At 64.7% G+C, this 12,846-nt stretch carries 11 protein-coding genes and 1 pseudogene; 8 read left to right on the top strand and 4 right to left on the bottom strand.

Annotation, left to right across the window (positions count from 1 at the left end):
- Window positions 1-255: 255 nt before the first annotated feature.
- On the bottom strand, window positions 256-423 hold the full coding sequence (gene rpmG / locus O0J15_RS18535) for a 50S ribosomal protein L33 (RefSeq protein ID WP_169411268.1): 168 nt from the start codon (window positions 421-423) through the stop codon (window positions 256-258).
- A 10-nt stretch (window positions 424-433) separates the two neighbouring features.
- Complete coding sequence (gene rpmB / locus O0J15_RS18530) at window positions 434-670, bottom strand: 50S ribosomal protein L28 (protein WP_005411638.1); 237 nt, start codon at window positions 668-670, stop codon at window positions 434-436.
- A gap of 278 nt (window positions 671-948) precedes the next feature.
- Here rpmB and O0J15_RS18525 point away from each other — a divergent pair, with 278 nt between their 5' ends.
- The gene (locus O0J15_RS18525; protein ID WP_171952461.1) at window positions 949-2,163 is read left to right on the top strand and encodes a glycosyltransferase; all 1,215 of its coding nucleotides are present in this window, start codon (window positions 949-951) and stop codon (window positions 2,161-2,163) included.
- Between the two features lie 13 nt (window positions 2,164-2,176).
- Here the strand turns inward: O0J15_RS18525 and dnaQ are convergent, their stop codons facing one another.
- On the bottom strand, window positions 2,177-2,686 hold the full coding sequence (gene dnaQ, locus O0J15_RS18520) for a DNA polymerase III subunit epsilon (protein ID WP_171952460.1): 510 nt from the start codon (window positions 2,684-2,686) through the stop codon (window positions 2,177-2,179).
- 144 nt (window positions 2,687-2,830) lie between these two features.
- Window positions 2,831-3,724: a LysR family transcriptional regulator gene (locus tag O0J15_RS18515; protein WP_171952459.1), complete on the bottom strand. Its 894-nt coding sequence runs from the start codon at window positions 3,722-3,724 to the stop codon at window positions 2,831-2,833.
- Window positions 3,725-3,832: 108 nt separating this feature from the next.
- Here O0J15_RS18515 and O0J15_RS18510 point away from each other — a divergent pair, with 108 nt between their 5' ends.
- From O0J15_RS18510 to O0J15_RS18480, 7 genes and pseudogenes are all read left to right on the top strand, one after another.
- Window positions 3,833-4,219: a RidA family protein gene (locus O0J15_RS18510; RefSeq protein ID WP_308306098.1), complete on the top strand. Its 387-nt coding sequence runs from the start codon at window positions 3,833-3,835 to the stop codon at window positions 4,217-4,219.
- An 85-nt stretch (window positions 4,220-4,304) separates the two neighbouring features.
- Entirely contained in the window at window positions 4,305-6,203 is a 1,899-nt protein-coding gene (locus O0J15_RS18505) for an AAA family ATPase (protein WP_308306097.1), read from the top strand.
- 77 nt (window positions 6,204-6,280) lie between these two features.
- Window positions 6,281-6,388 (top strand): annotated as a pseudogene (locus tag O0J15_RS18500) (RidA family protein); the annotation flags it as partial.
- 314 nt (window positions 6,389-6,702) lie between these two features.
- Window positions 6,703-7,041, top strand: a complete 339-nt coding sequence (locus O0J15_RS18495) for a hypothetical protein (RefSeq protein WP_308306096.1) — start codon at window positions 6,703-6,705, stop codon at window positions 7,039-7,041.
- 56 nt (window positions 7,042-7,097) lie between these two features.
- On the top strand, window positions 7,098-8,351 hold the full coding sequence (locus tag O0J15_RS18490; protein WP_308306095.1) for a TolC family protein: 1,254 nt from the start codon (window positions 7,098-7,100) through the stop codon (window positions 8,349-8,351).
- Entirely contained in the window at window positions 8,348-9,553 is a 1,206-nt protein-coding gene (locus tag O0J15_RS18485) for an efflux RND transporter periplasmic adaptor subunit (protein ID WP_308306094.1), read from the top strand. Before O0J15_RS18490 ends, O0J15_RS18485 begins: the two co-directional genes overlap by 4 nt.
- Window positions 9,554-9,563: 10 nt before the next feature.
- Complete coding sequence (locus O0J15_RS18480; protein ID WP_308306093.1) at window positions 9,564-12,773, top strand: CusA/CzcA family heavy metal efflux RND transporter; 3,210 nt, start codon at window positions 9,564-9,566, stop codon at window positions 12,771-12,773.
- The last annotated feature ends 73 nt before the right edge of the window (window positions 12,774-12,846 follow it).

The raw sequence follows: 12,846 nt of genomic DNA, 5'->3' as shown, positions 1-12,846 counted from the left end.
ATCCGCAGATGCATGCTTGACGGTCCCTCCACCCCGGCTCCTACATACCGCGTAGGAGCCGGGAGGAACATACAAGCCATGCTCGACTGCCTTTCGAACCGACGGCAGAGAGCCAGCGTGTCGACCAGGGTCGACAGCTACCGGGTGCGGGGAGAGCGTGCCGACCAACGGTCGGCACCCACCACCTGGATGCCAGGCATGAAAAAACCCGCCACAAGGGCGGGTTTCTTCGCGGGGATCAGCAATCCGTGCGGATTACTTGATCTTGCCTTCCTTGTACAGGACGTGCTTGCGCACGACCGGATCGTACTTCAGGAATTCCATCTTCCCCGGGGTGTTCTTCTTGTTCTTGTCGGTCGTGTAGAAGTGGCCGGTACCGGCCGAGGAAATCATACGGACCTTATCGCGCTTGCCTGCCATGATGCTTTACTCCTCAGACCTTTTCGCCGCGCGCACGCAGCTCAGCCAGAACGGAATCAATGCCGTTCTTGTCGATGGTGCGCAGTGCATGCGCGGAAACACGAAGCTTGACCCAGCGGTTCTCGCTGGCCACCCAGAAACGGCGCTCGTGCAGATTCGGCAGGAAACGACGACGGGTCTTGTTGTTGGCGTGCGAGACGTTGTTACCCGTCTGCACTCGCTTGCCGGAAACCTGGCATACGCGGGACATTGCGCACCTCGATAGTAGTAGTTGTCAGCCCGTAGCCCGGGAGACGGCGGCCTCGATGGTTGCCCACCACACGTCAAGAGAATCAAAGGGTTACGCTGGCGTTGGGCGGCCGGGGACGTGCTCCCGGGGGCGCCGCCCGGTAGAAAACCGGACACAGCGAGCCGCGCATTATGCACGGGTTCAAGCACTTGCGCAAGTTACCCACAGGCTGCGGCTGAACCGGCAGGGCCGGGAGCCCGCCAACCGGCATACTGGCCCGGATCACTGCGGAGCTTTCCATGCGGCTGCTGGCCCTGACCTACGGAACCGAAGGCGATACGCGCCCGCTGGCCATGCTCTGCCATGGGCTGATCGGCGCAGGCCACGCGGTGACACTGCTGGCCGATGGCGGCACCCTGGGCAGCGCGCAGGCCCTGGATGTGCCCCACGCGGCCCTTGAGGGCGACATCCATGACGAAGTGGTCGCCCTGGTGTCGCGTGGCAACGGTGTTGCCGCCGCCAGTTCCGGTCTGGCACGGATGGCGCTGCAGCATGTCAGCGGCTGGATGCGCCAGGCCGATGCGGCCGCAGAAGGCTGCGATGCGATTCTGACCGGTGGCCTGGCGGCCTTTGTCGGCATGAGCGTGGGCGAACGCCGCGGAATGCCGGTCATCGGCACCGGCATGATCCCGCTGACCCCGACGCGGGCCTTCCGCTCTCCGTTGCTGCCACCGGGACGCTCGCCGGGCTGGTTGAACCGCGCCAGCTATGGGCTGGTCAACGGCCTGATCTGGCGCCAGTTCCGCCGGCCGATCAACGCGGCACGCCAGCAACTGGGGCAATCGCCGCGCCGCGCGTTGTGGTCCGGCCTGCCGATGCTCTATGGCATCTCGCCGCAGCTGCTGCCGCCACCGGCGGACTGGCCGGCCAACCACATCGTCTGTGGCCAGTGGCGGCTACCTGATGCGCCCTGGACGCCCCCGGTCGATCTGCAGGCCTTCCTCGATGCCGGGCCGCCGCCGGTGTACCTGGGCTTTGGCAGCATGACCGGGTTTGATCGCGAGCGCGTGCTGCCGGCCCTGCTGCAGGCGCTGGCACCGCGCCGGGTGCTGCTGTTTCCGGGGTGGGCCGGGCTGCCGACGGGCGCGCTGCCAGCAGATGTGTTCGTGCTCGGCCCGACGCCACACGAAGCACTGTTCCCGCATTGCGCACTCGCCATCCACCATGGTGGCAGCGGCACCACGCATTCGGCCTGCCGCGCCGGCATTCCCTCGCTGGTGATGCCGTTCGCCGCGGATCAGTTCTTCTGGGCCGATCGCCTGCATCGGTTGGGCGTGGCACCGGCACCGTTGTCACCGAAGCGACTGGATGCAGCAACGCTGGCGGCAGCCATCACCTTCGCTGAAACCGACGCAACACGCGCACGCGCGGCAGCCCTGGGCGCGGCGATGAGCCATGAGGACGGGGTGGCACGTGGCGTGGCAATGATCGAGCGCTGGTTGCGGCCGGTGTAACAGCGGCCAGGCCTCAGCGCAGGTGCGGAATCACCTGCGCCAGCAGATGGGCATCCTTGAGCGCGCCGTGCAGGCCGCGCTTGCTTGGGATACGCAGGCGCTGCAGCACGTCGTCCAGCTTGTTGCCCTGACCGGGCCAGCGCCCGCGCGCCAGCTTCAGGCTGCAGGTGACGCGACAGTGCTGGGCCAGCGTGGCAGGAATGCCAGCCAGGCGCAGCTCATTGTCGAGGAAACCCACATCGAAGGTGGCGTTGTGGGCGACCATCTCGCTGCCGCGCAGGAAGTCCAGCAGTTCGGCGGCCTTGCTGGAAAACAGCGGTTTGCCCACCAGCATCGCATCGCTGATGCCATGCACGCGCTGTGCGCCCCAGTCCACCTTGCGCTGCGGCTGCAGGTAGGTGTGGAACTGGCGGCCGCTGAGCTGGCCGTCGATCAGTTCGACGGCACCGATTTCGATCACCCGATGCCCCAGGCGGTGGGAGATGCCGGTGGTTTCGGTATCCAGTGCGACGATGCGACTCATGCGTGGCGATGTGTCCTGTTGCGTGCGGTGATGATTTTCGCATGCCGGTAGAGCCGGGCCCACGCTCGGCTGGCGTGCGTAGCGCGGGCTTGGTGATGCCAGAAGCAGCCGAGCGTGGGCTCGGCTCTACAGATGCGCGCGCGATCAGCCCAGCGCTTCCACCACCCAATCAATGAACACCCGCAGCCGCTGGCTCATGTGCCGGTTCGGCGGGAACATCACATGCATCGGCATTGGCGGCAGCTGCCAGTCCAGCAACACCGGCAACAGCTCGCCACGCGCCACATGCGGCTCGGCCATATAGCTGGGCAGCGCGACCACGCCCAGCCCCGCCAGCGCCGCCGCCAGATAGGCGTTGCCGTCATCGAAGCCGACCGTATAGCGGCCCTGCACCTCAACGCGCTCATCGCCGCGCTGCGCGCTGAACACCCGGGCCCGCCCACTGCGCGGGCTGAGGAAGCCGACCATGTGGTGATCGGGTCCCTCCAGCGCGCGTGGGTCGGTCGGCAGGCCGAAGCGCTGCACATAGCCGGGGCTGGCGTGGAAACCGATCGACAGCGCGCCGAGCGGTCTCGCCACCAGTGCCGGATCGGCCGGGGTGCCGCCGCGGATCACGCAGTCAACGTTGTCGGCGATGACGTCGACCTCGCGGTCACTGACGCCGATGTCCAGCTGGATCTCCGGGTAACGCGCCTGGAAATCCGGCAGTGCGGGTACCAGCCGCAACCGCGCGTAGGGCCCCGGCACATCCACGCGCAGGCGTCCGCGCGGCTGAGTGGCTGCATCGCCCAGCCCGCCTTCCACCTCGTCCAGCTCGGCCAGCAGCCGGGCGATGCGCGGGTAATAGGCCGCGCCATCGGCGGTGACGCTGACCCGCCGGGTGGTGCGGTTGAGCAGGCGCAGCCGCAGGTGCGCCTCCAGCTGCTGCACCAGCTGGGTGACCGTGGTGCGGCTGACCTGCAGAGTGTGCGCGGCGCGGGTGAAGCTGCCGGTTTCCACCACGCGGGCAAAGGCCCGCATCGCCTCGAAACGGTCCATGGCGGGCCATGATTGTTTGGGATTGGCAATCAATCTAGGCTGATCATCGCGGTTTATCCAGACAGCACTGGCGCGGAGGATGGCGTTCTCTCCCACGGATTCCTTCCCATGTCACAGCGTGATGTCGTTTTCCCCACCGGCCGCCAGGCCCTGTACGAGCGCAACCGCTACTCGCCGGCGATCCGATCCGGCGGTTTCCTGTTCGTCTCCGGCCAGGTCGGCAGCCGCGAGGACGGCTCGCCCGAACCGGACTTCGAAACCCAGGTGCGCCGCGCCTTCGAGAATCTCAATGCGGTGTTGGCTGCCGCCGGCTGCACCTTCGATGACGTGATCGACGTGACCGTGTTCCTGGTCGATCCGGAGAAGAACTTCGAGAAGGCCTGGGCGATCGTGCCCGAGTACTGGGGCGAGGCGCCGCACCCGACCCTGACCGGTATCGGCGTGACCTGGCTGTATGGGTTCCAGTTCGAGATCAAGGTGATCGCGAAGCTGTGACAAAACTGGGATTTGAACGCCCCTCCCAAACGGGCATTGATAGCCAGTATGCTCAACGTCACCAATTAGCGAAGAGCCAAGGACGATGCCTGAGATCCAAGACTTCACGATCGAGAACTTTAAGGGAATAGATGAAGTAAAAATAGACCTTCGCAGGCGATCAAAAAGTCCGGTTATAACCCTGATTGGGCTAAATGAAAGCGGAAAGACAACGATACTAGAGGCGCTGTCCCATTTCGTCACCGGAAACAGGTCGATAGCAAGCCTTTTCGATGGGCAATATTCCAAATCTTCAGGAATTGGAATTATTCCAATTCAGCACAAAGCAGCCTTCTCCGGATCCGTTTCAATAAGAGCAGAAATTAAGCTAAGCGCTACAGACGTCGAAGAAATCACGAAAACGGCAAAAAAGCACCGGATAAAAGTGGACTCCGCCGCTTTAAGAAACGAAATCACTGTCGAACGAAGATTCACATTTGTCGACAGCATCCTGACTGAAAACGCCAACTATTGGACAATTGATTTACTTACAAAAAAGGGGAGCTCATCAAGCTTTACCGAATACAAAAGACCCTCCAAAGAAGGTGTATTTGATCTTTGGTTGGACACAGTAAACTACATTCAGGATCACCTTGAACAGGTTTCTTATTTCCCAACCTTTCTGGTTGAGATGCCCGCAAGAATATATCTTGAAGAACACTCGAGCGAAACCGCAATAAATCGTCACTACCGATTTGCATTTCAAGACGTACTGGGAAGAATAGATCCTCAGCTTTCCATCGAGAAGCACATAGTTCAGAGAATTCGAGAATTCAAAGATAGCCAGAATTCTTCATCATGGCTTTCCAAGTTTCTGGGCAGCCCAAGAAGGACCCCTATTGACTCTGTCTTTCAGAAAGTTTCAAGCTCAATAACAAGGGAAGTTCTGGGCAGCTGGCATCGCGTCTTCCAAAAATCAGTTTCAATTAAGTCCATCACAGTAGGATGGGGTGTTGACGAAGACCGAGATGACATGCCGTACGCGACATTCCATGTAACTGACGGCGAGTCCAACTATGCAATAAACGAGCGATCGCTGGGCTTTAGATGGTTCTTCTCGTTCTTGCTCTTCACCGGATTTAACAATGGGAAAGAGCGAAAAACCATCTTCGTCTTCGACGAGCCTGCCGCAAATTTGCATGCGAAAGCGCAGGCGGAGCTACTAACAAGTTTCGCCCGCATAGCTTCCGACGGAAACTTTGTGATTTACTCGACGCATAGCCACCACATGATAAATCCCGCGTGGCTCAGCTCCTCCTATATCGTGGAGAATGCGGCACTCGACTATGACAGAGACGACACCTTTGGGCTCGACACAAAGCCGACGCAGATTACGGCCTGCACGTACAAGAAATTCGTATCAAAATTTCCGACAAGATCCAGCTACTTTCAGCCGGTCATCGAGAAACTTGAATACGTGGCGCCAGAACTAATAGGCGCTGGCCCTTACCTAATCGTCGAGGGAATAACCGATTTCTACGCCCTTACCATAGCAGCAAGATCAATAAAGAATAAAATTAACTATCGAATTATACCGGGCACCGGGTCAGGATCATCCGGCCCAATAATAAGCCAGCTACTAGGGCAAGCCACCACTTTTTCCATTCTCTTGGATGACGATAAGGAAGGACGAAAAGCCGCAGAAAGATACAAGAATTCCTGGTACCTAAACGATAACCAGGTCATAACCCTCGAAAAAATAGATAAAAAGTTCTCAGGGATGGCGATAGAAGTTCTATTGGGCCAAGAGACAATTGATCGCATAGCAGATCGCATGAAGATTGAAGGGGCTCCGTCCAAAAAGCAGATTGGGTGGTACTTGGCAGAATCTTGTGCCTCAAACGAAGCTTCGACTGCTGCAATGCCGAGCAGCGCAGTTGATCGCCTCAACAAGATTCTTGGTTACTTCGAAAGCCGGTTCGGCAGCGCAAACAAGGATTCTTGATGAGGCCCATGGGTCCCGAGCACTGACGATCTCATCGGCACGTCCGTACTCCAAAAGTCTCGGCGATCATGCGGGAGTACTGAGGCAGATCGCCGCACTCGACCCTGACCGGCATCGGCGTGACCTGGCTGTACGGGTTCCAGTTCGAGATCAAGGTGATCGCGAAGCTGCCTGCAGACCGATAGTGCTGGCCGCTGCCGGCAATGTGTCGGGGGTCAAAAAGCGTGTCGACCAAGGTCGACACCTACCGGGGCTGCTGGTCGCGCGACAGCAGCCGAGCATGGGCTCGGCTCTGCAGAAGCGCCTCCGGTGTCCCACCTCACGGGCCGAAAAGCGGGGCCCCCCACGGGGGCCCCCCCCCCGGCCGCAGGGCCCCCCCCCCCCCCCCCCGCCAAGGCAGAAGGCCCCAGGCCGCCCACCTGAACGGGAGATTCCGACGTATTCCCGAAGCGGCCATTGATATTGTATCCGGCGAAAACCGCTTGCTAGCCTCCCCTTCATGCGCTGGATCACCCGCCACCTCCGTTCGACCCTGCTGATGCTGCTGATGGCGGCATTCGTGGTCGTGCCGGTGGCCGACGTGCTGGCCTGCGCGGTCGAACCGCACGACACCACTGCGGTGCACGTGGAAAGCAACGCCAACGATGCCGAGGGTGACAGTGACGGCAAGCACGCCGGTGCCTGCAGCCACAACCACTGCCACCACTCCAACCTGAGCCTGCCGGCCAGCACCCTCGCCGCCTTCGGTGCGCCGCTGCCGGCGCGCTGGATGAATGCCGGCGACGCGGCGACCTATACGGTCGCCCAGGATGAATTGACGCGTCCACCCCGGGCGTGAGTTGAGCGCGTCCCGCGATTGCGGGCTCCCGTTTCACTCACAACCGGAATCCCCCTATGTCGATCCTGACACCTCGGTCGCCGCGTGCGGCCGGGCTGGTCGTCGCCGTGTTGCTGGGCCTGGCCCCGGCGGCATCGGTGATGGCGCAAGCCGCCCCCTCCTACGACACACTGCTTGAACGCCTGGACCAGCTGCCCGGCACTCGTGTGGGCACGGCACTGGCCGAGGCCGCCGATGCGCGCGCCGACCAGGCCCGCGCGCTACCCAACCCTTCACTCTCCTATTCCGCCGAGAACGCCTGGGGTACCGGCTCCTATGGCGGCATGGGCAGGGCCGATACTGTGCTCACCCTGTCCCAGCCGCTGGAGGTCTGGGGCCAGCGTGGCGCGCGCGTTCGTGCCGCCCGGGCCGAGGCACAAGCCGCTGCCCTGCGTGGTTCGCAGAGCCGCAGCGACGTGGCCAGCCAGCTGGCGGCGGTCTACGCACAGGCGGAAAGTGCACTGCGCCGCTACACCCTGGCCGAGGAAGCACTGTCGCTGACCCGCGATGACGCCAACGCCGTCAACGCCATGGTCAAGCAGGGCCGCGAACCACAGCTGCGCGCGGTGCAAGCGCAGAGCGAAGTAGCCAATGCCATGGCGTCGCTGGATGAAGCACAGGCGTTCCGCGATGCCGCGCTGGCCCGCCTGGCCGGCACCGCGCTGCTGGATGCGCCGGTGCAGTCGATCGACAACAGCCTGCTCGACCGCGCACCGCCGCTGCCGCGCGGTGCCACCGATACCGCACTGGCAGTGCGCATTGCCGAAGCCGAAGCCGATGCGGCGAGCAAGCTGGTCGACGTGGAGCGCAAGCGCGCCCTGCCCGACCTCAGCGTCACCGCCGCACAGACCCGCTTCCGCGAAGGCGGCGAGCGTGCCTACAACCTCGGGCTCAGCCTCAGCATCCCGCTGTTCGACCGCAACCGCGGGGGCATACGCGCCGCCAATGCCGACCAGCGCGCAGCCGAAGCACGCCTGGACCAGCAGCGCCGCGACAGCGAGGCGGCACGCCTCTCCGCCGTGGCCGGTTTGAAGGCCGCCGGCAGCCGAACCCGCGCCGCCGATGAAAGCGTGGTCGCCGCCGAAGAGGCCTACCGCCTTGCACGCATCGGTTTCGACGCCGGACGCATCTCGCAGCTGGAACTGCGCAGCACGCGCAGCGCCCTTATCGCCGCCCGCGGCGCCGCCGTGGATGCGCGCCTGTCGCGCGTCGGCGCGGAAATCGATCTTGCCCGCCTTGAAGGGCGCGCACCTTTTGTGGAGGCCCCATGACTCTCTCCCGTACCTTCCCGCTGATCGGCGGCGTGCTGCTGACCGTGCTGCTGGCCGGCTGCGCTGGCAACGCGCAGACACCTGCAAATGAAGACCCCGCCGCGGCCAAGGCGGGCACCGACGATGGCCATGGCCACGCGACCGACAGCAAGGAAGCCAAGGCGGAAGCCGCCAAGGCGCCGGCTGACGCCGACGAAGGTGTGGTGCAGCTGACGCCCGAGCAGATCAAGGCGTCCGGTATCGAAGTGGTTGCCGTCGGCCGTGGCGGTGGCGGTTCAACCCGCCTCGCCGGTCGGGTGGAGCCCTCGGTCGGTGCGCGTGCATCGGTAGCCTCCACCGTGACCGGCCGCGTCGAACGCGTGCTGGTCGCACCGGGCACCGCAGTGAAGCAGAACCAGGCCCTGGCCATCGTGGTCAGTGGCGAAGCGGCGGTGTTCCGTGCCAATGCGCTGGCCGCCTCGGCCGAAGCCGAGGCCGCGCGCCTGGCCTATGGCCGCGACAAGGCGCTGGTCGACCAGGGCGTGGTCGCGCGCCAGGAGATGGAAGCCTCGCGCGCACGTTCGCTGGCGGCACAGGCCCAGGCCGCTGCCGCGCAGGCCCAGGCCGCCGCCAACGGTGCGCCCGATGCCAGTGGCCGCGTGCGCATCACCAGCCCGGTGGCCGGCATCGTCGGCAACGTGCAGGTCACCCCGGGTGGTGTGGTCGCTGCCGGCAGCGCAGTCGCCGATGTCGCCGACCCGTCGATGAACGAGCTGGTGTTCACCGCACCGCCGGCGCTGGCCGCGCAGGTCACGCCGGGCATGAAGCTGGAAGTGAGTGTGCCGGGGGGCAGCTTCACCGCTACCGTCACCGGTTCGGCTGCCGATGTACGGCAGCAGGGCGGCGTCGCAGTGATCCGCGCCACGCCGGTGGATGCGTCGCTGCCGCCGGCCGGTTCGCCGGTGTCGGCCGTGGTGGTCACCGAAGGCCAGGACGGCTCGCTCAGCGTGCCCGCCGATGCGGTGCAGAACGTCGATGGCAGCAGCACGGTGTTCGTCGCCGTCGAAGGCGGCTTCAAGGCGCAGCCGGTACTGGCCGGGCGTCGCGCCGGCGACCGTATCGAGATCCTCGGTGGGCTGACCGGCAACGAGCGCATCGTCGGTGCCAACGCCTTCCTGCTCAAGGCCGAACTGGCCAAGGGCGAAGCCGAGCACGGCCACTGAGGAGGCGATCATGTTCAAGCTGATCATTGAAACAGCGGTGCGCCACCGCTGGCTGGTGGTGTTCATGGCCGCGCTGATCGCCGCCGTGGGCCTGTTCCAGCTGGGCAAGCTGCCAATCGACGCGGTGCCGGACATCACCAATCGCCAGGTACAGATCAACACGGTGGCGCCAGCACTGACCCCGGAGCAGATCGAGCGGCAGGTGACCTATCCGCTGGAAACCGCGCTGGCCGGCATTCCCGGCCTGACCACCACGCGTTCGCTGTCGCGCAATGGCTTCTCGCAGGTCACCGCGATCTTCACCGATGCGACCGACATCTACTTCGCCCGCCAGCAGGTGGCCGAACGCATGCGCGAGGCATCGGAGGACCTGCCCGATGGTGCGTCGCCGATGCTGTCGCCGGTCACCACCGGCCTCGGCGAGGTGCTGATGTGGACGGTGGACTTCACCGCGTTCGATCCGGCCAAACTGGCCAAGCCCGATGAAGCGGGCTGGCAGGCCGGCGAGGTCTACCGCACGCCGGAAGGCAACCTGCTGCGTACACCCGAAGAACGTGCGACCTACCTGCGTACCGTGCAGGACTGGATCATCGCGCCGCAGATGCGTTCCAGTCCGGGGCTGGCCGGCGTCGATACGGTCGGTGGCTACGTCAAGGAATACGGCGTGCATCCGGACAGTGCCAAGCTGGCCGCGCACGGCCTCGGCCTGGCCGACCTGGTCACTGCCCTGCAGCGTTCCAACGTGCAGGCCGGTGCCGGTTTCGTGCAGCGTGCCGGCGAGGGCCTGGTGGTACGTGCCGACGGCCTGGCGCTGACCACCGACGACCTGGCGCAGGCGCCGGTGGCCACCCGCAATGGCGTGGTGGTGCGCGTGGCCGATGTGGCCGACGTCGACCTGAGCCGCGCGCCGCGCCTGGGTGCGGCCAGCCGCAATGGCCATGAAGCCGTGCTGGGTACCGCGCTGATGATCGCCGGTGGCAACAGCCGCACCGTGGCGCAGGCCGCTGCGGCGCGCCTGGAACAGGTGAACAAATCGCTGCCGGCCGACATCTTGGCGGCACCGGTGCTGGACCGCAGCGTGCTGGTCAATTCCACCATCAAGACCGTGGCCAGGAACCTCACCGAGGGCGCGCTGCTGGTGGTGGTGGTGCTGTTCCTGCTGCTGGGCAACCTGCGCGCGGCCACCATCACCGCGCTGGTGATTCCGCTGTCGTTCCTGTTCGCGGTGATCGGCATGAACCGCTTCGGCATCAGCGGCAACCTGATGAGCCTGGGTGCACTGGACTTCGGCATCCTGGTGGACGGTGCGGTGATCGTGGTCGAGTCGACCCTGCTGATGCTGGGCCAGCGCCGCGCCGAACTGGGCCGGGCGCTGACCGCGATGGAACGGCTGCGCGTGGCCGCCGATTCTGCGCTGAAGATGGCGCGCCCGGCGGCGTTCGGCCAGCTGATCATCCTGCTGGTGTTCGCGCCGATCCTCACCCTGGAAGGTGTGGAGGGCAAGACGTTCCACCCGATGGCGGCGACCTTCATGCTGGCCCTGGTCGGTGCCTTCCTGTTCTCCTTCACCTTCGTGCCGGCGATGACGGCGCTGCTGGTGCGCGAGCCGAAGCTGAAGGACGCCGATGCACATGCGGACGACGGCGAGCACGAGACCAGGCTGATACGCGTGCTGCGCGCGCGCATCGAGCCGGTGATCCGCAAGGCCGTGGCGCATCCGCGCACGGTAGTGGCCAGTGCGGTGATGATGGTGGTGGTGGGCATCGGCTCGTTCTCGCTGCTGGGCCGCGAGTTCATGCCGACGCTGGACGAAGGCAACGTGGCGATGCAGGCGTTGCGCGTGCCGTCGACGTCGCTGGAGCAGTCACTGGCCATGCAACTGGCGTTGGAAAAGGTGATTGCCAAGCAGCCGGAAGTGGAGACCGTGTTCTCGCGTACCGGTACCGCCGAGGCGGCGATCGATCCGATGCCGACCAACATCTCCGACAGCGTGATCGTGCTGAAGCCACGCAAGGACTGGCCCGATCCGAAGTTGGCCAAGGACGCGCTGGTGGCCCGTTTCGAAAAGCTGGCCGGGCAGCAGCTGGGCAACAGCTTCGAGTTCAGCCAGCCAATCGAGCTGCGCTTCAACGAGCTGATTTCCGGCGTGCGTACCGACCTGGCCGTAATGATCTTCGGCGATGACTTCAGCCAGCTGCAGAAGGTGGCCGACCAGGTGGCGTTGAAGCTGCGCGCGGTGAACGGCGCGGCCGACGTGCGGGTGGAACAGATCTCCGGCCTGCCTACGCTCAACGCAGCGATCGACCACGTGGCGGCGGCGCAGTACGGGCTGACCGCCGCGGACGTGAGTGATGCGCTGTCCACCGGCATTGGCGGTACGGCGGCCGGCAAGATCTTCGAAGGTGATCGCCGCTTCAACGTGGTGGTGCGCCTGGACGATGCCTCGCGCAACGATCCGGACCAGCTCGCGTCACTGCCGATCGCCACGCCGTCAGGGCTGGTGATTCCGCTGTCGTCGGTGGCGCGCATCACGGTGAGCGAAGGGCCGAACCAGATCAGCCGCAACAATGGCAGCCGCCGTGTGGTGGTGCAGGCCAATGTGCGTGGCCGCGACCTGGGCGGCTTCGTCGGCGAGGCACAGGCAGCGGTGGCCGACGTGGCACTGCCGCCGGGTGCCTACCTGACCTGGGGCGGTCAGTTCGAGAACCTGCAGCGCGCGGAGAAGCGGCTGGCGACGGTGGTACCGGTGGTGTTCCTGCTGATCGGCAGTCTGCTGTTCATGGCGCTGCGCAGCGGCAAGGAAGCCATTCTGGTGTTCAGCTGCGTGCCGTTGGCGCTGGTCGGCGGCATCCTCGCACTGCTGCTGCGTGGCATGCCGTTCTCGGTGTCGGCAGCGGTGGGTTTCATCGCGGTATCCGGCGTGGCCACGTTGAACGGCCTGGTGCTGATGCAGGCGATCCGCGAGCGCCTGGACGCCGGCGACCTGCCGCTGCAGGCGGCGATCAACGGTGCCTCCAGCCGCATCCGCGCGGTGCTGACCACGGCGCTGGTAGCGATCGTCGGCTTCATTCCGATGGCGATTGCCAGCGGTTCCGGTGCGGAGGTGCAGAAGCCGCTGGCGACGGTCGTGATCGGTGGCCTGATCACCGCCACCGTGCTGACCCTGCTGGTGCTGCCGACGTTTGCCGCACGCGTGGCCAAGCCGCGGGCGGTGGGGTGAGGTGAGAGGGGGTCGGAGCCCCGCCCTTCGGGCGGGGCTCTGACCCGATCGCATCACGCTCGCCGGGCATGGC

The organism is Stenotrophomonas sp. Sm10, assembly GCF_030985515.1.
Classification (GTDB): Bacteria; Pseudomonadota; Gammaproteobacteria; order Xanthomonadales; family Xanthomonadaceae; genus Stenotrophomonas; species Stenotrophomonas hibiscicola.
This window is presented reverse-complemented; position numbering and strand designations above follow the sequence as displayed.

What these genes read in the sequence shown, in the direction of transcription:
- rpmB (WP_005411638.1), bottom strand. Translation starts at nt 670, where the DNA reads ATGTCCCGCGTATGCCAGGTTTCCGGCAAGCGAGTGCAGACGGGTAAC.
- O0J15_RS18525 (WP_171952461.1), top strand. Translation starts at nt 949, where the DNA reads ATGCGGCTGCTGGCCCTGACCTACGGAACCGAAGGCGATACGCGCCCG.
- dnaQ (WP_171952460.1), bottom strand. Translation starts at nt 2,686, where the DNA reads ATGAGTCGCATCGTCGCACTGGATACCGAAACCACCGGCATCTCCCAC.
- O0J15_RS18515 (WP_171952459.1), bottom strand. Translation starts at nt 3,724, where the DNA reads ATGGACCGTTTCGAGGCGATGCGGGCCTTTGCCCGCGTGGTGGAAACC.
- O0J15_RS18510 (WP_308306098.1), top strand. Translation starts at nt 3,833, where the DNA reads ATGTCACAGCGTGATGTCGTTTTCCCCACCGGCCGCCAGGCCCTGTAC.
- O0J15_RS18505 (WP_308306097.1), top strand. Translation starts at nt 4,305, where the DNA reads ATGCCTGAGATCCAAGACTTCACGATCGAGAACTTTAAGGGAATAGAT.
- O0J15_RS18495 (WP_308306096.1), top strand. Translation starts at nt 6,703, where the DNA reads ATGCGCTGGATCACCCGCCACCTCCGTTCGACCCTGCTGATGCTGCTG.
- O0J15_RS18490 (WP_308306095.1), top strand. Translation starts at nt 7,098, where the DNA reads ATGTCGATCCTGACACCTCGGTCGCCGCGTGCGGCCGGGCTGGTCGTC.
- O0J15_RS18485 (WP_308306094.1), top strand. Translation starts at nt 8,348, where the DNA reads ATGACTCTCTCCCGTACCTTCCCGCTGATCGGCGGCGTGCTGCTGACC.
- O0J15_RS18480 (WP_308306093.1), top strand. Translation starts at nt 9,564, where the DNA reads ATGTTCAAGCTGATCATTGAAACAGCGGTGCGCCACCGCTGGCTGGTG.